Source organism: Paenibacillus sp. sgz302114, assembly GCF_056120345.1.
In genome coordinates this window covers 381,824-401,334 of record NZ_JBVYOI010000005.1, presented here as the reverse complement: position 1 = coordinate 401,334, position 19,511 = coordinate 381,824, and the positions used below count along the sequence as shown (strand labels likewise).

The 19,511-nt window shown below is 55.7% G+C and carries 18 protein-coding genes; all 18 read right to left on the bottom strand.

The genetic code is table 11. The annotated features are described in order from the left end of the window. Positions 1-3: 3 nt before the first annotated feature. The 18 genes from AC0LWF_RS16190 to AC0LWF_RS16105 all read right to left on the bottom strand — a co-directional run bounded on the left by AC0LWF_RS16190 (position 4) and on the right by AC0LWF_RS16105 (position 19,487). Complete coding sequence (locus AC0LWF_RS16190; RefSeq protein ID WP_474652560.1) at positions 4-1,458, bottom strand: leucyl aminopeptidase family protein; 1,455 nt, start codon at positions 1,456-1,458, stop codon at positions 4-6. A gap of 37 nt (positions 1,459-1,495) precedes the next feature. Continuing rightward, complete coding sequence (locus AC0LWF_RS16185; protein WP_474652559.1) at positions 1,496-2,215, bottom strand: glycerophosphodiester phosphodiesterase; 720 nt, start codon at positions 2,213-2,215, stop codon at positions 1,496-1,498. Positions 2,216-2,264: 49 nt separating this feature from the next. Then, entirely contained in the window at positions 2,265-3,275 is a 1,011-nt protein-coding gene (locus AC0LWF_RS16180; protein WP_474652642.1) for a LacI family DNA-binding transcriptional regulator, read from the bottom strand. A 38-nt stretch (positions 3,276-3,313) separates the two neighbouring features. Further along, a complete protein-coding gene (iolB, locus tag AC0LWF_RS16175) occupies positions 3,314-4,132 on the bottom strand; it encodes a 5-deoxy-glucuronate isomerase (protein WP_474652558.1) in 819 nt (272 codons plus the stop codon). A gap of 24 nt (positions 4,133-4,156) precedes the next feature. Further along, a complete protein-coding gene (gene iolG, locus AC0LWF_RS16170; RefSeq protein ID WP_474652557.1) occupies positions 4,157-5,200 on the bottom strand; it encodes an inositol 2-dehydrogenase in 1,044 nt (347 codons plus the stop codon). A 28-nt stretch (positions 5,201-5,228) separates the two neighbouring features. Beyond that, positions 5,229-6,692: a CoA-acylating methylmalonate-semialdehyde dehydrogenase gene (locus AC0LWF_RS16165; RefSeq protein WP_474652556.1), complete on the bottom strand. Its 1,464-nt coding sequence runs from the start codon at positions 6,690-6,692 to the stop codon at positions 5,229-5,231. A gap of 23 nt (positions 6,693-6,715) precedes the next feature. Continuing rightward, positions 6,716-7,729: a 5-dehydro-2-deoxygluconokinase gene (gene iolC, locus AC0LWF_RS16160; protein WP_474652555.1), complete on the bottom strand. Its 1,014-nt coding sequence runs from the start codon at positions 7,727-7,729 to the stop codon at positions 6,716-6,718. 3 nt (positions 7,730-7,732) lie between these two features. Further along, complete coding sequence (gene iolE, locus AC0LWF_RS16155; RefSeq protein ID WP_474652554.1) at positions 7,733-8,638, bottom strand: myo-inosose-2 dehydratase; 906 nt, start codon at positions 8,636-8,638, stop codon at positions 7,733-7,735. A gap of 17 nt (positions 8,639-8,655) precedes the next feature. Further along, the gene (gene iolD, locus AC0LWF_RS16150) at positions 8,656-10,521 is read right to left on the bottom strand and encodes a 3D-(3,5/4)-trihydroxycyclohexane-1,2-dione acylhydrolase (decyclizing) (protein WP_474652553.1); all 1,866 of its coding nucleotides are present in this window, start codon (positions 10,519-10,521) and stop codon (positions 8,656-8,658) included. A gap of 204 nt (positions 10,522-10,725) precedes the next feature. Then, on the bottom strand, positions 10,726-10,941 hold the full coding sequence (locus AC0LWF_RS16145; protein ID WP_474652552.1) for a hypothetical protein: 216 nt from the start codon (positions 10,939-10,941) through the stop codon (positions 10,726-10,728). Next, positions 10,922-11,515, bottom strand: a complete 594-nt coding sequence (locus tag AC0LWF_RS16140; RefSeq protein ID WP_474652551.1) for a methyl-accepting chemotaxis protein — start codon at positions 11,513-11,515, stop codon at positions 10,922-10,924. Before AC0LWF_RS16140 ends, AC0LWF_RS16145 begins: the two co-directional genes overlap by 20 nt. Positions 11,516-11,725: 210 nt before the next feature. Continuing rightward, positions 11,726-12,523: a glycosyltransferase gene (locus tag AC0LWF_RS16135; protein ID WP_474652550.1), complete on the bottom strand. Its 798-nt coding sequence runs from the start codon at positions 12,521-12,523 to the stop codon at positions 11,726-11,728. 39 nt (positions 12,524-12,562) lie between these two features. Further along, on the bottom strand, positions 12,563-13,582 hold the full coding sequence (locus AC0LWF_RS16130; protein ID WP_474652641.1) for an NAD-dependent epimerase/dehydratase family protein: 1,020 nt from the start codon (positions 13,580-13,582) through the stop codon (positions 12,563-12,565). Between the two features lie 17 nt (positions 13,583-13,599). Then, entirely contained in the window at positions 13,600-14,460 is an 861-nt protein-coding gene (locus AC0LWF_RS16125) for a dTDP-4-dehydrorhamnose reductase family protein (protein WP_474652549.1), read from the bottom strand. Next, positions 14,457-15,440 carry a polysaccharide biosynthesis protein gene (locus tag AC0LWF_RS16120; protein WP_474652548.1) on the bottom strand — a complete coding sequence of 328 codons (984 nt, stop codon included), beginning with the start codon at positions 15,438-15,440 and terminating at the stop codon, positions 14,457-14,459. The genes AC0LWF_RS16125 and AC0LWF_RS16120 overlap by 4 nt, the downstream gene beginning before the upstream one ends. Continuing rightward, a complete protein-coding gene (gene wecB, locus AC0LWF_RS16115; protein WP_474652640.1) occupies positions 15,430-16,527 on the bottom strand; it encodes a non-hydrolyzing UDP-N-acetylglucosamine 2-epimerase in 1,098 nt (365 codons plus the stop codon). The genes AC0LWF_RS16120 and wecB overlap by 11 nt, the downstream gene beginning before the upstream one ends. 43 nt (positions 16,528-16,570) lie before the next feature. Beyond that, positions 16,571-18,097 carry a glycosyltransferase family 4 protein gene (locus AC0LWF_RS16110; RefSeq protein ID WP_474652547.1) on the bottom strand — a complete coding sequence of 509 codons (1,527 nt, stop codon included), beginning with the start codon at positions 18,095-18,097 and terminating at the stop codon, positions 16,571-16,573. 238 nt (positions 18,098-18,335) lie between these two features. Continuing rightward, the gene (locus AC0LWF_RS16105) at positions 18,336-19,487 is read right to left on the bottom strand and encodes a CgeB family protein (RefSeq protein ID WP_474652639.1); all 1,152 of its coding nucleotides are present in this window, start codon (positions 19,485-19,487) and stop codon (positions 18,336-18,338) included. Positions 19,488-19,511: the final 24 nt, after the last annotated feature.

Below are 19,511 nucleotides of genomic sequence, written 5' to 3'. Positions count from 1 at the left end.
CGCTTAATGCGTCGTCAAATATTCCGCTAATAGCCGGACACCCCAGCCGGTAGCTCCGGCGGTCAACTGCCCCTTCGCCGAGGAACAATCCTTCGGTCCGTTCATATCGATATGCGCCCATTCGAGCGACGGATGGACGAATTTGCGCAGAAACAGCGCCGCCATAATCGCTCCACCGCCATTGCCGCTGCTGATGTTGGATGCATCCGCATAATCGCTTGAGAGATAACGCTCATACTCATCGACCAGAGGCAGCTGCCACACCTTCTCGCCGAACGGCTCGCCCGCGGTCGTAAGTGCCTTCACGAACGAATCATGGCCGAAGATTCCCGCAACGCTAGTTCCAAGCGCGCCGACGACCGAATAGGTGAGTGTCGCCATATCGACTACTTTCTTTGCCCCTAAACTATGCGCATAGATTAGAGCGTCCGCCAATATAAGCCTGCCCTCCGAGTCGGTATTGCCAACCTGGATCGTAACGCCATTCGCATAACGGATCACTTCGCCCGGAAGCATCGACCGGTCGGATGGATTATTCTCCGCCGACGGGACGAGCACGACCACATTCGCTGCAGCGGAGCTGCGAACAAGCACATCAAGCGCTCCGAGCACGCCAGCAGCGCCAGCCATATCCATGCGCATGTCGCTAATATCGTTGTCGCGCTTCAAGCTGATGCCGCCCGTATCAAACGTGATGCCTTTGCCAATCAGCGCAACTAGCGGCTTCGACGCATCCGTGCAATACCGAAGCTCCATGAAGACCGGCGGATGAATGCTTCCTTTGCCGACCGCCGCAACGCCAGTGAAGCCTCTCTTCCTAAGCTCCTCGCCTTCGTATACCGATACTTGAACGGCTGTGCCGGCAAAGCGCTGCACCGTTCTTTCCGCTAAATCTCGAGGACGTAAATAGTTGGGCGGTTCATTCGTCAAGTCGCGTGCCCACATCGTGCTTTCCGCGCGAATCTGTCCAAGCTTAATCGCATCCTCGAGCTCATTTGAGCTATCGCAATCGAAGTAGATGTCGAGATCTAGTTGTTCCGATTTTACGGACTTATAGTGCTCGAAAGTGTATGTACCCAGAAGCGAGCCTTCGACCCAAGCTGCGAGCATATCAGGGAGCAAGGCAGGCAATTCACCGGAAGGCGGGCATTGAAGCGCTTCGAACGATACAAGAGCCGTCATCCGCTTGTCCTTAAGCAGCGCGCGTCCGGCATTCCCGGCACCGTCCCGCAAGCTCGCTTGTTGGAACTGCTCTGCGCTGCCAAGCCCGACAAGCATCAGATCTGGCTGACCATTCGTACTGTAAAACCACGTTACCGCTCCGCTTTGCCCCATATAGGGTTGAAGCGTTGCATGCCGCAGCACCTCGATCGTTTGCGCCAGCTCCGGCAAGCTTTGCGAGAAGCAGGGCACAATAATAGTCTGAACTGCCGCGCTGCGGCTAACCTCGAATTTCATCGCACGATCCCTCCATAACAACTCTTTTGAGCTTTCACTAGAGCTCTAATAGATCTTTACAAAGATTAAGAAGACGCTCAGGCCTCCGAGTTGTAATCGCGTCCACATCCATACGAATCAGCGCTTCCATCGCTTCAAGCTCATTCACCGTATACGCCCATACGAGCAGCCCAGATGCATGAGCGAGGTCTACAACCTGCTGCCTGCACGTCGAGAAATGCATGTTCAATCCTACGTAGCCGCCTTGAAGCGCTTGCTGGCATATTCGCTCAGCGAATTCGTCATACTGCTCTGATTCTGCCTCAGTCAGATGGGTGGGCGTATTCAGCATCACTCTTATAGTCGGAAAATGCTCTGCGAGCAAGTCGTGTCCTGTAATAAATACCCGGCTTTGCGCTTGCCATTCGTGCACGAGTCTTACTGTAGGCTCGATCGCCTCTTCTGACTTGATGTCCAGGTTAAGCATTAGACGTTCATTGTCCGATGCACGAAGCACCTGTTCAAGGGTAGCCAGCTCAAAGTCGGCATAGATCGGGTCCAGCAGCACTCTCATTTCCGGTTCCTTCAGCTGTTCATAACCGAATTCTCGCAAGAAAGGCGAGTCATCGTGAAGTAGAATCGCGGTACCGTCCATTGCCGCATGCACGTCCACCTCGGCAATATGTGCGCCGCCTGCCATCGCTTCGTAGAAGGAAGCCATTGTATTATCAGGATGAACGCCGCAGCCTGTATGGGCTGCTGTCAATGTTCTACACATGAGAAACGCCTCTTTTCGCGGGAAAAAGGATTCGGCCGTCTAACCTTAGTTAGAACGGCCGCCCTGTTGATTGTCTGACGATAAGCTCCGGCTCCAGCACGATCCGCTTCAATGCTCTCGGCTGCTCGGGCTCGCGCTTGCCGATGATTAGATCGACAGCAAGCTGACCCAGCTTGTCGGTTGGCTGGGCAATCGTCGTCAGCGCTGGATCGGTTACCGTAGCAAGAATCGTATTGTCAAAGCCGATGATCGAAACTTCATCTGGTACGCGAAGCCCCAGCTCCTTCGCCGCTTGCAGCGCGCCGATGGCGAGCAAGTCATTGCAGCAGAACAAGGCAGTTGGACGCTCCTCGGCTTCCAGCAGCGCGAATGCATTGCGTTTGCCGTCCTTCACCAAATCGCGTTCACTCGCCTTCACGGACGCCTGAGGCAGCTCTAGTCCCGCTTCTGCCAGTTCATCGCGGAAGCCGCGAATCCGCTCCTGCGAGCTTGGGATCTTCGCGCTCTCCGAGAGAACCGCCATTCGCGTGTGCCCAAGCTGGGTGAGATGCCTGGCCGCCAGCCGTCCGCCTTCGTAATCGTCAATGACAACCGTATCGACATCGTAGCCGGGCATCTCACGGGCAATTGCGGCAATCGGCACTGATTTGGCGAGCAGCTTCTCAAGCATTTCCTTGCCGCCCATACCGGTTCCAATAATGATGCCGTCCACGTGCTTCTGCGCAAGCAGCGACAAGTAGTTCTCGCCGCGTTCATCACGGTTATCCGTACTGCAGGTCACAATGCTATAGCCGTGAACGTTGCCCTGATCCTCCACGGCGCGAGCAATCTCGGCGAAGAAAGGATTGGAAATGTCTGGAACGAGCAGTCCGAGTGTATACGTCTTTTTGCCGGTTAATGCGGCTGCGATAACGCTCGGTTTGTAGCTCAGCTTCTCCATTACGCTGATAATGGCGGCGCGACGCTCCTCACTTATTTTACCTTTGCCGTTGATCACTTGAGATACTGCTGCTATGGATACACCGGCTTCACGAGCTACGTCGTATATCGTCGCTTTCATCATCCATTCCTTCCTAGGCCGATCTACCAAAGAGCCTGCTACTTGACGCTCGGATTGACCATGATCCATGCATGATCCGGGTCGTTATGAAACTTCCACGTACGAACCGGACCGGCCATTACATTCAAATAATAACAATCATATCCTGGCGGCGCGCACACCGGATGATAGCCCTCGGGTACGAGGACGGCCTGACCGTCTTTCACGACGAGCGTCTCATCAAGAGACCTGTCGTCGGTATATACACGCTGAATGGCAAAGCCATTGTCTTGTGCGATTTTGAAATAATACGTTTCTTCCAGCAGCGATTCATCCGGCAGCGCATTGCGATCATGCTTATGCGGCGGATAACTCGACCAGTGCCCATTAGGCGTGAACACCTCTACGACAAGAAGGCTATCGGCTGAGCGCTGTTCAGGCAAAATATTATGAATCTGGCGCTCAATATTGCCGTATCCGCGCGTTTCGCGGCCTACGTCTTCCGGCCCGATGAGCCGCGCTTCATAACTCCCGCTGCCCGGCGCTGTGCAAATCGCAGCTTCAAGCACGGTTAACGCCACGAGCTCGAACTCATCCTCATTCGGAACGTACACCGAGTAGGGCGGCGTGCGCTCGAATACGCTCATTCGGCTGCCGATGTCGCGCCATTCCTTCGCTTTCGTCTTCACATCCGCTTTGCCGCTTAACAATACAATGCATGCTTCAAGGTCTCCGGTAGCGCGCCGTAGCGACTGCCCAGCCTCAAGGCGAACAACCTCAAAGCCTACATACTGCCATCCCGCCGACTCTGGCGTTATAGCGAGCAAGCGTCCGTGCTCATCCGGCTGCTCCGCCGGCCTAACGATCAATTTTGACATATCCGCTCATGCACCCTTTCCCTATTATGCGAAATGCAAATGCTGTTCTGCAAGCTGAACCGCTTCATCCGTTCTAACTGGCCGCCCCAGCTGCAGCGACAGCTTCGCCGCAAGCGCTGCCCGCTCCGCTCCGAGTGCGTCATTACCGTTAACCGGAACTGGCTTGTCATATACGATGCAGTCGATAAACATACGCGTCTCTTCTACATAGGCTGCTTGGTAGCGTTCCAGGAAGAAGTGAAGCGGCTTATCGCGATACACCGCTTCAGCCGTGCTGATCTCTGCGGTATTCGGGTAATCGTTCGTGACCGCAACCGAGCCTTTGGAGCCGAACACCTCTACCCGCTGATCGTAGCCGTACACGGCTTGGCGGCTGTTATCAATGACGCCAATCGCGCCGTTCGCGAATTTCAGCGAAACGACCGCCGTATCGACATCGCCGTATTCGGAGAATGCCGGATCAATTAGAACCGCGCCTTGCGCATAGACCTCAACGATCTCGCTGCCCGAAACGAAGCGAGCCATATCGAAATCGTGAATCATCATGTCCATGAACATGCCGCCGGACACGCGGATATAGTCTTTATGCGGCGGATTCGGATCGCGCGAAGTGATCTTCACAATATGCGTGGATCCAATTGTCCCTCCTTGAACATGCTCAGCAATCCGTTTGAAATTATGGTCAAAACGGCGGTTAAACCCGATTTGCAGCTTAACCCCCGCTTCTTCTACTGCTTGTGTCGCTTCTAACGTCTGCTTGATGTCCATACTGACAGGCTTCTCGCAGAAGATATGCTTACCCGCCGCCGCCGCTTGCTGAATAAGCGGTACATGCGTATCCGTGGAAGAGCAGATGAAGATTGCGTCAATGTCCGGGTTCGTTAGTATAGCGCTGCTATCCTTTGTTACGGAAGCGATTCCTCGCTCAGCCGCCCATGCTTCGAGCTCCGGTCCAGCGAATAAGTCACTAACCGCCGATACTTCGACCTGCGGCAGGCGGAGCAGATTGTCCACATGGATTTTGCCGATGCGGCCCGCACCGATAATGCCAACTCTAACCTTGTTCATGTGTAAAATGCCTCCTCTATGTGTCTCTCTACCAGCGTGCCGTCACCATTTTTTTGCGAGTGTAGAACTCTACGCCGTCGCTGCCATTGGCATGCAGATCGCCGTAGAACGACTTCTTCCAGCCCGAGAACGGGAAGAACGCCATTGGAGCCGGAACGCCAAGATTAACGCCAAGCATACCCGCGTCGATCGTCTCTCTGAATTGGCGCACATTCGAACCGTTCTGCGTAAACAAGCATGCGCCATTAGCGAAGTCCGAACGGTTAGACAGCTCAATCGCTTCCTCAAGCGTTGCCACACGAACGATGGACAGCACGGGAGCGAAGATTTCGTCCTCCCAAATTTTCATGCCGCCTTGTACTTCGTCAAAGATCGTCGGTCCTACAAAATAACCTTCGCCTGCGCAAGCAGCATCTTTACGTCCGTCACGAACGAGCAGAGCTCCTTCGTTCTCGCCGATTTCGATGTACTTGAGCGTCCGTTCCTTATGCGGTCCGCGAATAACGGGTCCAAGGAATATGCCTTCCTCCATGCCGTTGCCGATCGTCAGGCGGTTAGCCGCTTCGACCAGTCTGTTCACAAGCGCATCGCCGACTTCCCCGACAGCGACAACGACGGAGCAGGCCATGCAGCGCTCGCCAGCCGAGCCGAAAGCAGCGCTAATAATTTCCTTGACCGTCAGATCCAAATCTGCGTCCGGCATGACGATGGAGTGATTCTTCGCACCTGCCAGCGCTTGAACGCGCTTGCCATTCGCGGATGCGGTTTTGTACACGTATTCTGCTACCGGCTGCGAGCCGACGAAGGATACCGCTCCGATACCCGGGTGCTCCAATATTCCATTCACGACATCATGCGCGCCGTGCACGATATTGAGCACGCCGCTTGGCAAGCCAGCTTCGTGGAACAGCTCTGCCAGACGATTAGCAAGAAGCGGCGTACGCTCGGATGGCTTCATTACAAAAGAGTTGCCGCACGCAATGGCAAGCGGGAACATCCAGCATGGCACCATCATCGGGAAATTAAACGGCGTAATGCCTGCGACGACACCGACCGGATAACGGTACATGCCCGACTCTAGATTCGAGGCAATATCCGGCAGCTGCTTGCCCATCATGAGCGTTGGCGCTCCTGCAGCGAACTCGACGCATTCAATGCCGCGCTGCACTTCACCGTAAGCTTCGGTGTAGCTCTTGCCATTTTCAAGCGTCACAAGGCGAGCGAGCGACTCCCAATTGTCGATTAGCAGCTGCTGGTATTTGAACAGCACGCGTGCGCGGCGCGGAACCGGCGTGCGGCTCCAGCTTGCCGCTGCCTCCTTCGCTGAACGAACGGCAGCGTCTACATCTTCTCGCGTGGAGAGCGGAACCTGCGCGATTACCTCCTCGGTTGCAGGATTATAAACGTTCTCGTAGCTCGTCGCAGCGGAAGCGATCCATTGTCCGCCGATCCAGTTCTGCAGCACTTGTGGTTCTGAATGTGATAGTGTCATGCTTCATAGCCCCTTCCTAATCGTTAGTTCGCTGTAATGAGTCCGTTGTTGCAATCCTCGATATATTGCAGGACTTGGTTTTCCGAAGGCATCGCATCCGAGCAGCTATGGCTCGAAATGACGATACAAGCCGCCGCGCTGCCAAACTCCATGCATTGCTCGAGCGTCCAGCCGTGCATAATGCCATGCAGGAAGCCTGCCGCGTAGGAATCGCCTGCGCCGAACGTCTTAATGACTTTTGCCGGGAAGCTCTTCGCGCGATGGCTCTTATTATCCGCCGTGTAAGCGATGGAGCCGTCCTTGCCATGCTTGATGATGACGATCTTGGCAGCATGATGGAACCATTTTGCAGCGGTCACTTGGTCGCTGTGCTCTGGATTCTGTTCGAACACTTCCATCATGTCGAACTCTTCTCTCGTGCCGAGGATAATATCGCAACTAGAAGCAGCCAAGTTATAATAAATAGCTGTTTCTTCCTTAGATGTCCATGTATAAGGACGATAGTCCAGGTCAAATGCAATCACGGTGCCATGCTTCTTCGCGTACTCCAGCGCCTGGAATACCGCTTCTCTCGAAGGGCTCTGCGCAAGCGCCGTTCCTGAGATGAGCAGCATCTTCGACTTTGCAATAAGTTCCTCGCTAACTTCACTAGCTGTAAGCAGCAGGTCAGCGACATTATCCCGATACATCAGAATGCTGCAGTCCGACGGACTCTTGATTTCGGTAAAAGCAAGCCCCGTAACCGCGCCGCTGTGATCTGTCACAACGTTCGACGTCTCAATGTCGTTGCGTTCCAAATAGCTATGAATGAAGCGGCCCATCTGATCATTCGCTATTTTGCCGATAAAGGCCGTCTTGCGAGAGAGCCGCGACATGCCAATCGTAATATTGGCTGGCGATCCGCCTACGTATTTCGTGAACGTCATCGTCTCTTCCATCGGACGATTGATCTCATTGGCATTGAGATCGATGCAGAGCCGTCCAATCGCGGTAAAGTCAACCGATTTCTGCTGATCAAAGGTTACATATGTCGCCATCGTTTACTGCTCTCCTTCCTCTGCAACGAGGGAATCGAGGTAACGGAGCGCTCGGGCTGCATATTCATAGGCTGGGTGAAGCGCTGGATCCTGCTCACCTTCGAGCAGCGCCCATCCTGCATATTTACGACCTGCCAGTTCATTGATGATTGGAGCAAAATCGATGCAGCCGTCGCCCGGCACCGTAAATACGCCTTTGCGGATACAAGTGATGAAGTCGGCATTCTCGGCGCGAGCCTCTGCCAGCACCTCGGGGCGAATATCCTTCAAATGCACGTAGGCAATACGGTCGAAGTGCTTCTGTAGAACGGTCAGCGGGTTCGCGCCGCCATAGTAAGCGTGGCCTGTATCAAACAGCAAGTATACGAGGTTCGGATCAGTCAGCTCCATCAGCTTGTCGATCTCCTCTGGCCGCTCGACGACCGTTCCGCCGTGATGATGATACGTAAGCTTCAGCCCGTATTCCTGTGCGATTGCGCCTGCAGCATTTAGCCCTTTCGCCAGCGCTTCCCACTGCTCCTCATTCAGACGCTGTACTTCGCTTGGCGATTGCCGCGGATCGAAGTGCAGCGAGCCTCCTGCCTCGCAAGTGCTGATTACAGTGCTGCCCATTTCCTTGAGAAACTTGGCATGCGCTCTGTAAGCTTCAAGCTCCGCCTCATGATAGGCCGGATCAGAGAATAGCACGGACTTCCACTGTGACGTCAGGCTGATGCCGCGACGCTCAAGCTCTTGCTTCAATACTTGCTGATCTGTTGGGAATTTGCGTCCCATCTCCGTACCTGTCAGGCCGAGCTTTTGAATTTCGTCAACGATTTGTTCGAACGTGGTCTCGTCGCCGTGTTCTTTCACATCCTCGCCCACCCAGTTAATTGGATGAATGCCGAGTCGAAATGGTATGTTCTTCATCGTGAATGCCTCCTCGTCTACAATAGAGTAATGGATCGTATCTTCTCGTTCATCGCTTGACCTGCTTTAATGACATTGTCGCTAGCCGATACTTCCGGTACTCCGACATTCCACCATGACTCATAGCCGCCGGTACCTGTGCCTGGCACGACTGGAATCTCAATCAGCGTCGATATCTTCTCCTGCTTGGCTAGCTGGAGCGCTTCTCTCAATTCCTCAGCATTATTAGCTTTGAAAGATTTAGCTCCAAGTGCTCTAGCATGCGCGGCAAAATCAATCTGCAAATACTCGCCGGTTAGTCTGCCTGTCTCTTCAGAACGGTAGCGGAACTCGTTGCCGAAGCCTGCGCTGCCTTGGCTCTTCTGCAAGCCGTGAATACATTGGAAGCCGTGGTTATCGAGCAGCAATACCGTAATTTTGCGACCTTCCTGCAAGCTTGTAACAAGCTCCGAATGCAGCATCAGATAGCCGCCGTCGCCAACAAGCGCGTATACTTCCCGATCCGGCTCCGCGAGTGCGACGCCGAACGCGCCTGCGATCTCGTATCCCATGCAGGAGAAGCCGTACTCCATGTGGTAGGTCTTCGGCTCAACCGGTCTCCATACCCGGTGCAAATCGCCTGGCATGCTGCCTGCCGCACATACGATCACCGAGCTTGGGTCAATCGTTTCTTGAATGACGCCGAGAGCGCGGGTCTGAGCAAGTCCCAGTTCGTGTTCAATTGCGAACAAGCGGTCGACTTCGCCATCCCACTCCCGTTTCAGCGCGGATATCGCTTCTTCGCTGTAGCTGCTTGCATAGTTGGAGCTTTCAAGTGCTGTATGAAGGGCGAGAAGCCCTTCCTTCGCATCGGCGGTAATTGCGACGCCGTTCAGCTTGGAAGAGTCAAAGCTACTAACGTTTATATTAATGAACTGCACATCTGGATTCGTGAAGGCCGATTTGGAAGCTGTTGTGAAGTCCGAGTATCTCGTTCCAATGCCGATAATGAGATCCGCTTCCTGCGCCAGCTTGTTGGCTGCGAGCGTTCCTGTTACCCCGACTCCGCCGACATTCAGCTGATGATTCCAAGGCAGTACGCTTTTGCCTGCTTGCGTCTCAGCCACCGGTATGTGATAGGCTTCTGCAAAAGCAGCCAGCTCGCGCGTCGCCTCGGCATATAGCACGCCACCGCCTGCAACGATTAGAGGCTTCTTCTTCTGCGCCATTAGAGCTGCTGCGCGTTTGATCGCATCCGGCGCTGCCGGACGGCGGTCGATATAGTGAACTTTGCGCTCGAAGAAGGAGAGCGGATAATCGTAGGCTTCCGCTTGTACATCTTGAGGAAGCGCAAGCGTAACGGCACCCGTCTCAGCCGGATCTGTAAGCACCCGCATCGCTTGAACCGCCGCTGTCATGAGCTGCTCCGGTCTTACGATTCGATCCCAGTATTTGCTGATCGCCTTGAACGGCTCATTCGCCGAGATGGTGTAATCGCTTACAACTTCAAGCTGTTGAAGCACTGGATCTGGCTGTCTGCTTGCGAAATTGTCTCCTGGAAGCAACAGCACTGGAATCCGATTCACAGTTGCAGTAGCAGCTGCTGTAATCATGTTCAGTGCCCCGGGACCAATCGAGGAGGTGCATGCATAGATCTGCTTGCGATTCTTCTGCTTGGCAAAAGCAGCTGCGGCATGAACCATCCCCTGCTCGTTCTTGCCTTGTACATAGACGAGCTCGCCCGCTGCATTTTCCAGCGCTTCGCCGAGTCCAGTCACGTTGCCATGTCCGAAGATGCCCATGACACCTTTCACAAACTTAATTTCTTCACCGTCCACCGATATGTACTGCTGATCTAGAAACTTTAAAAGTGCCTGCGCCATCGTTAATCGAATCGTACTCATGAATGCTCTGTTCCTCCTATTATTTATTAGGTTAAGCGCTATACCTAATTCTAAAATAAGAGCGCCAATCACAATTTCGAGTTGCAGATTAAGCGCTTAATCTCATCATACTTATTTTATCAGCTGTACTCAAGTACCTTCTGTAAAAAAAATAAAAGACCGTTCCCAATCATCTAAGTTGAATGATCGGGACAGTCTCTCCGGTTACCTTTTCACTTTAAAAGCAGAGATGGACTCGTTCATCGTCTCCGCTGTCTGCGCCAGCGAATGTGTCGCACTCGCCGCTTCTATCGCCGATGCCGCGCCTTCTTCACTAGAGGCTGCTATCGACTCTATCATCAGCTTGAATTCCGATGCGCCGGATTGCTGCGATATGCTCGCTTCCGCAATTTCATACACTTTATGCGAGGTTTCGCCCACCTTCAGTTCGATGTCCTCGAACGCCTTGCGCGTGCGCTGCGACTGACTTACCCTTCCTCGACAACGCGCACCGTCTTCTCGGTGTTCGTCTGAATGCCCCGGATGATGCCGGCAATTTGCTTAGTCGCTTCGCCGCTTCGTTCAGCCAGCTTGGGACCTCTTCCGCTACGACGCCGAAGCCGCGGCCTTGATCGCCGGCGCGAGCCGCTTCGATCGCAGCATTCAGCGCAAGCAGGTTCGTCTGTTCAGAAATCTCTTCGATGACCGCAATGATCTCGCCAATTTGTCTCGAATCGCTCACGAGCAGCGCCATTTGGTCGTTAACCTCATTCATGCTCTCAATCGAACTGTGCATGACTTTGCCGCCGTCTTGAGCGATGCCTTCCGCTTGTCTGGACAGCTCCGCCGCTTCCTTCGCCCGCTCCGAGGACAGCTGAATGGCTTCCAGGAATGTTGAGAACAGCTCAAACATTATCTGCGACGATTCCGCTTGCTGCGTGCTTCCTTGCGCCATCTCTTCCGTGCTTGCCGAAATTTCTTCCGCCGCTGCTGCTACTTGCTCGGAATTGAGCATGATCTGGCTGATGTATTTGTGCTCTCAAGTGACGAAATGCGGGGTTTACCATGTGGATAGTCGCCGAGAGAGCATATGCGTTCTTTCAGCTAGCAAATCTGCCTATTTTTCCGGTGAGAGAGCATATGCGTGCTCTCAGCAACCGCCACAACCAAAAACACGGCAAAGAAGCCGCACAAGCACACGAGCGGCTTCTTTGCCTGTTCCATATCAGCCTCGCACCGACTTGCGAGGCCTTTGCGCTGCGCGGCCCGACTGCTTGCTGCGCGGCAGAAAACCGAGCTCGCGCACGTAAGCGTGCCAGCGCTTCTCATAGAGCGCGAACGTCTCTTTCACTTCCTGCGCGATGGCGCCTTGGTGGCGAATCGTACCCATCGCGTCGTGCTTGCGGTATGCGCAGAGCGGCTCAGGAATGAGCAGGAACGGCGTCCCTGCGAGTAGAACCCGGAACCAGTAGTCGAGGTCATGCGTATACCTGCGTCCCTCGTGGAACGGTCCCGTTCTGCGGTACAGCTGTTTTGTCATCATGACTGTGCAGCCGTTAACCGGATTACTGGTTAGAAAAGCTCTGTAGAACTCCCCTACTTGCTTGCCTGGAGGGATTAGATCGAGCTCCTTCATCCGGCCCGTACCGTCGATGATGTCAAAGCCGCTGTGGCTGATCTGCGCTTGCTGGCGCTCCATCGCCTCGACTTGACGTTTGATTTTGTCCGGGTAGAATCGGTCGTCGGAGCTCAACCATGCGATATACTTGCCGCTCGCCAGCCGAAAGCCGTAGTTGAGCGCGCTAGCCGTACCGCCGTTCTCCTTACCCACATAGTGGATGCGGCCCTCGTATGGACGAAGCTTGTCGGCATGCATCGTAGAGCCGTCGTCGATGACGAGAATTTCAATATTTTCGTAGGTTTGGGCAAGGGCGCTCTCCACCGCTTCCGTCACATAAGGGTCATTGTAAAAAGGAATAATGATCGACACTTTCGGCTTCGCGGACTCATTGTTCCCTTCCATCGTTCACGCTTCCTCTCTTCATCAGCCCAAAATATCGCTTCACTGCTGCCGAGCCGCTGCGAGCGTATCCCGAAGCGACTCCATCAGCGAAATACGTGCGCTCCAGCCGAGCGAGGCCAGCCCCTCGCAGCTCACAGGCGCCGGCGATGGCGCATTGGAATCGCCGACCTCCCAGTGCAGCGGCTGCGCCGCCAATGCGCTGAACGCGTCCGCAATCTCGCCAAGCGAGCGCATCAGCCCGGACGCGACCGGATAGACGCGACCGCTCTCTCCGCCGCGCAGCAGCAGCTCGTATGCGCGAATCGCATCGCGCACGTCTAGCAAATCGCGCAGCTCGGTGCGCGAGGAGAGCCGAAACGGCGCTGGCACTGGCTCGCCAAGCATCCCTGCACGCTCCACCTGCGCGGCGTACCTCGCGAGCAGAGCGCATAGTCCGCCGGATCGGCCCGGTCCAATGAGGTTGGACGGCTCCGCTACGATGACGTTCATGCCATAGAGCGACGTCCAGCTCTGCGCGACGAGCACCTGCATCGTTTTGCTTAAGCTGTACGGATGCGGCGGTGCGGGACGATACTCCCCTTCACCTAACGAGACCAGCGGAAAGCGCAGCATTGACCCTGCCACAACGACGCGACACTTGGCAGCGGTACTCGGTGCCCCCTCGGCACTGGCTGGTTGCAGCGAGGGAGGCGGCGAGGTAGCTGGTGTGGCCACTGCCTCGCCACCAACACCACCGCCAAGCCGCCGCACCGCTTCCAGCACATGCACGGTCCCCATCACGTTGCTTTGCAGCACCGCGGAAGGATCGCGCCATGACGTGCCGACGGCATTGGCGCCGGCCAGATGCAGCACATAGTCCGGTGCTGCACGCTCCACCAGAGCCGCTACCTCGGCGCGCGAGCCAAGGTCGCATGCCGCGACAGCATCAATCAGGCCAAGCCACGCCCACTCTGGAGCGCCGGCTTCCGGCAGCCGGCGGACGACGCCGGTTACCGCCCAGCCCTGCTCGCTGAAATAGCGGCAAGCATGCTCGCCGCAGAAGCCTCCCGCCCCCGTCACAAGCAGGCGCGGGCGGCTCACCCTTGCTTCATCCACGCTGCGAGCTCCGCCAGCATCGGGACGTAACCTTGCGACTGATAGCCCCAATCGCTGCGGGTCGTCACGAGTGTCCGATCCAGGAAGATGCGATCATCGGATACGATCGACACTCCCTTCACTTCGAACGCGTCCTGGAACAGCCGCAGCAGCTCCAGCTTGCTCACCGTCTCTGCGGCGGTCAAGTTGACCAGACCACCAATCTCCGGATGCGACATGGCATAAGCAGCTGCCTTCGCAAGCTCCAACGTCGTCACGCCATTCCAGTACACCCTTGCATACCCGCTCACAGTGCCTTGCTGCTCGAGGAACCATTTTAACAACCCGATACCGCCCTGCCGAATTTCCGGTCCAATGATCGATGTGCGAATCGTCAAATGTCCGCCGCCGCCAACACTTCCATCGCCCCGGTGCTCGCCAAGCGCCTTCGTCTTCGCATACACGCTCGTGCCATCCGGTAAGTCGTCCTCCGTATACTTGCCCCGCAGACCGCTGAACACACAGTCCGAGCTGATATGGATGACGCGTGCGCCAATCGTATCCGCGACATGGCGCAGCCAGTGCGGCAGCAGACCGTTCACCTGGTACGCCGTCAGCGGATGCGACTCGGCATCCTGATTGAGGACGCCGACCGCATTCAGAATAACATCCGGCTTTACCCGCCGTACCACCGCTGCAACAGCCGAAGCATCGGTCGCATCGAGCTGCAAACTCCGTCCCGCTGCATCACCAGTCCGCGTCGTATAGACGACCTCCATACCGTCCGTTCCAGCCGCCTGCTGAAAATAACGAACGAATAGGTGACCCGCCATGCCATTGCCACCGATGATCAGCAGCTTCATGACAGAAAACCGCCGCGGACCAGCATGGATCGAATTTCATCCTTTGTGAGCAGCGATTGGCTCGAGCTGTAGCTGTCGAAATCGACCTTCGGATATCTGCTGTAATGCTGGCGAAGTCCCGGAATCTCGATCGTCGGCAGGATAACCAGATATTCCTGGTCATACACCACAGTCGTCATGCTCTCATGGTCGGTCAGCAGAATCTCATGTATTTTCTCACCAGGTCTTATTCCCGTTTCAATCATCTTCGCAGGCATTCCGATCGACTCGATGAGCACTTCCGCAAGCTCCACAATCCGGCATGTCGGCATCGTCATAACGAAGATTTCGCCGCCGATGCTTTCCTCTGACGCTTTGAAGAGCAGCTTAATCGCATCCTGCAAGGTCAGGAAGAAGCGCGTCATCCTATAATCGGTAATGCGAACTTGCCCCTTCGTCTTGATCTGATTCGTAAACAGATGAACAACGCTGCCGTTCGTGCCTAGCACATTGCCGCCGCGTACGCAGACGAACGTCGTATCGGAGTTAAGCAGGTTCGCGTAGACGATCAACTTCTCGCCAATCGCCTTCGTCATGCCGTAGAAGTTCGACGGATTCGCCGCCTTGTCGGTTGAGATATAGATGACGCGCTTGACGCGGTTTGCGATTGCGGCTTCGATGACATTTTGCGTGCCGATGACATTCGACTTTAACGCTTCATAAGGCTGGTCTTCACATACGGGAACATGCTTCAGCGCTGCCAAATGAAAGACATAATCGACCCGCTCGCACGCGCGCATCAAAGCTTCCTTATCGCGAATATCGCCGATGCAGAAGGTAAGGCGCGGATCCTCGAACGTGCGGCTCATCGCCACCTGGCTGGACTCGTTACGGGAAAACACAATAATTTGCTCGGGCTGCTGAGGCAGCAGCTGGCGAATCAATTCGTAGCCCCAGGACCCGGTTCCCCCGGTGACCAGTATGCGCTGATTAGTAAACATTCCATTTCCCTCCAAGGACAAATTTAACCACTTTATCCGACACATCCTCTGCCAAATACCCGTCCGGACATTGCCATACCGGAGGCAGCTTCGTCATAACGACCGCCGCTTCCTCAATACGTGCCGCATTCAAGCCGCATACGACGTTGCTGCCGCAATCAATCGTCTCCGGCCGCTCCGTCGTCATCCGAATCGTCACGGTCGGCACATGGAACAGGCAGCATTCCTCCTGCACCGTACCGCTGTCCGTAATCGCGAGATACGCGCTCTGCTCCAGCTTCACGAAATCGAAGAAACCCATCGGCTCGTAGAACTCGACCCTCGGATCCATCGTCACCTGCACGGAGCCGCTATCAATCCGCGATCGCGTACGGGGATGAACACTGCAAATGATCCGTTTGTCGAACCGCGCTGCGACACGATTCAGTCCCTCAAGAATGCCGCCAAGACGCTCCGGCACATCCACATTCTCCGCGCGGTGCGCCGTGACAAGCACGTAGCCGCCTGGCTGCAACCCCATTCTTGCGAGCACGTCGCTCGCATCAATTTGCGGCGTGTAATGCTGAATCACTTCATAGATTGGATTGCCGGTCAGCACGATCCGATTGCTCGGGAAGCCTTCGCGCAGCAAATTGCCTTTGCTGTAGGACGTATACGGCATATTGATGGACGATACGGCGTCGATAATCCGCCTGTTCTTCTCTTCAGGCACCGACAGGTCGTAGCAGCGGTTGCCCGCTTCCATATGCACGACCGGGATGCCCATCCGCTCTGAGATAATGGCGCACAGCGCACTGTTCGTGTCGCCCAGCAGTAGGACGACATCCGGCTTATGCGTCGTCAAGATCCGCTCTATCTCCGCAAACATGACCGATAACTGGCCGCCAAGCGTCTGCCGCGCACCTTCGAACAAATAATCCGGCGGGCGTAATCCGAGGTCCTCGAAGAACACATCGCTGAGAGTCCGGGTGAAGTTCTGCCCGGTATGCACGAGCACATGTTTGTCGGCCAGCGCATCCAGCTTCCGAATGATGAGACTGAGCCGAATAATTTCCGGACGCGTGCCCAGTATCGTTACAACTCGCATTCCATCCATTCCCTCCCCTCATCTGTTCAAAATGTTCCCGCGGCTAACGGCGCGAACGCTTCCGCCGCCCTGCGCCTCCAGCCGCAGTTCTCCGGCGGCTCCGCTGTCTGCCGCCCCGCAGCCTTCTCCTTGCAGATCCGCCGGACTTGCGGCGGCGTCTGCTGCCGAGCGAGCCGCCAGCCCGCCGGCGTCTTCTTCTTAGAGCCGTGCCAATCGGCGCGCCTTTCGGCCATGCGGCAATGACGGCGTCCGGGAGGACACGCGCCTCTTCCATGCTGTACCCCATGCGAAGCAGAGGCTTCAGCGACCGGAACAGGCGAAGCACGCCGTCCTCGTACAAGTAAACCGATGGCGATCCCGTGCCTCGCGCTAGCGTCAGCGGAATGTAGCCGCGAACGCTAAGCTGCTCCGCGAACCTGCGCAGCCGCTCGCGGTAAGCGGCGATGCCGTATACGGCGTGCGCGGCCTGCGCATTGCGCACGCCGACCGCTTGCAGCGCGGCATCGTCGGCGAGCAGCGAGGAGACCGCACCAGTCAGCATCGCCGTATCCCCGGTCGGCACCGTGAAGACCTCGTTGCCTGTAGCTCGGCCTATTTCAGAGAGTCCACCGGAGCCATATAGGGCGACCGCCTTGCCGAATACCATGCCTTCGAGCGCCGTCATGCCGAAGCCCTCGATCGTTAGACTAGGTACTACTAGCAGATCCATTGCGGGGTACACACTCTCCACCTGCTCCTCGAAGCGAATCCACCGGAATCGCTCCATCAGCCCCCGTTCCCGCGCAATATCAAGGCAGCGGTTGAAGTAGCCGGCATCGACGGGGTTGCCGACGATGAGATACATCGCATGCGGATACTGCACCGCCGTATTTACCGCCATCTGCATGAAGTGTTCTAGCCCCTTCGCTTCGAAGATCGAAGAAGAGATGTAGCCAACGAAGCGATGGTGATCCGCGATGCCAAGCTGCCTTCGGCGGTTCGCCCTATGCGTGCTCCAGCTGCCCGGCGAGAGCTCCTCCTGATCCCAGGAAGGCAATATGAGCGTCGATTTCTCACTTAATCCCGGCGTGCTGAGCGGGGCGAGCGTCGATTCGGAGATGCCGATGACATAGTCGGAATACTGCTCGATAATCGAGGCGGCCATGCCGGTGTGAGCCGTATCGCGGAGCGTCTCCATCACCGACCAGATGACCGGAATGCCAAGCGCCTTGCCGACGATAGCAGGCAGCGGATGGACGCAGGTATTCGCGATGATGATATTCGGCCGTTCTCCGTCAACGAGCTTCACAAGGTCGCGCCATGCCGGTTCTCTTTCGCTGGCGGCAATCTCATCTTGCATATGCGGCAATGCAAGATAGAGAGGGACGACAAGCGGAATATAGTGCACAATAACCGTAATGCCGAGCTTCCTCGCATTCGCGGCAATGACGCCTTCGTTCGGCACGACGAGCGTGCATTGGAAGGAAGGTAGCAGCTCTCGCACCATAAACAGTAAAAGCTTCTCTGCGCCGGTCACATACTGCGGACTGCAAATATGCGAGAAGACCAGCATTTTCGGTTTCACACTCACACGCTTCAATCGGCCTGCCTTACCCGTTTGTTCGAAACGAGCAGGCGCTCACCTCCGCCCGTTAACTTTGCAGCTTCCTACTGGCTACTTATAAACTCAAAATCTCCCAGTTGTATAATATATTGAGCAGGCCTTCTAATTGGCACGACACTTGAACCCTAATCAAACGTACAAAATGCCGCTTCTCGCGCTCCGCCTTCTGCATGGATGGACAAACGCACAAGTCTGTTCAAGCCTCTCAACCTGGAAAAAGAATCGCTAGCATCGCTTCGATGCGATTGTTGTACGTATGCTCCGTCAACGTCCGGTGCATGCCTTTCATGGCAATCGCTCTTCGCTCATCTTCATGCACGAGATAATATTGGATCTTTTCTACCATCTCTTCCGGCGAAGCATATGTGACAATATCAACGCCAGGAGTATAAAAGGAGACCAGATCGCTGCGTACATCTGTCAGCTGCAGCGTGGCGCAGGCGGAAATTTCAAACGTGCGCGGATTCGGCGATACAGCTGGAATACCTGCGCTGTTGTTGTTGAACGTCTCATCATCATGGGCGCGATGCATGTTAATGGCGATTCTGGCTCCGTTGTACATGTTCGCCGTCTCTTCCGGTCCCATCCAGCGGCCAAGACCGATCTTGCCCGACATTTGCTTGAAGTCGCGCAGTCGCTCCCACCAGATGCCAGAAATATGCGTGTCCTTCGTCGCTAAGTAACGCGTCACCTGATTAAAGAACTCGACTCGCTTCCAATAGGCAGATCCGATGAAGCAGATGTCATGGCGCTGCGAGCGAAGCGGATTGCGCGGCCTGAAGTAAACCGGATCCGCGCCGAGCGGCAAATAATGGACGGCCGGACAGCCGAGCTGACGGTAGTAGTCGACACATGTGAGCTCCAGCGTGAAGACATCGTCGAAGAAAGGCGCAATCCCCTTCGTAATGTCCGTATAGTAGGGGTCATCGGTGAACCAGATCGCCGTCCGAATGCCGGCTTCACGCATCCGCGCTGCATGGATGACGTTGAACTGCAAGCCGTCCAAGACGATAACGATGTCTGGCCTGATCCGCAGAGCAATATCGGCGACTGGCTGCTGCGAATCGGTAATCGTCAGCTGGGTCACTTGTCCGCGCAGCGCATTCGCGACAGACTCGTCAATCGGAGAATAAGGAAATCCTTTGCCCGTCGCCACGAACATGACATGCGCTTGTCTTATGCCGAAAGGGCGAATCGTACGCTGCAGCACCGACTCGCATTGTCCGAACCAGTGACCGTGCTGCCAGCCGAGCCGGTGCCCATCCGCTCTTCCTCTGGCTATACCCGGAAACTTAACTAGCTTGCGGCCACCTCGACCGTGCCGTCTGCGCAGCGATTTTCTTCTCAATGCAACCACTCCTCTCTTGCTTCTCGCGCTTGC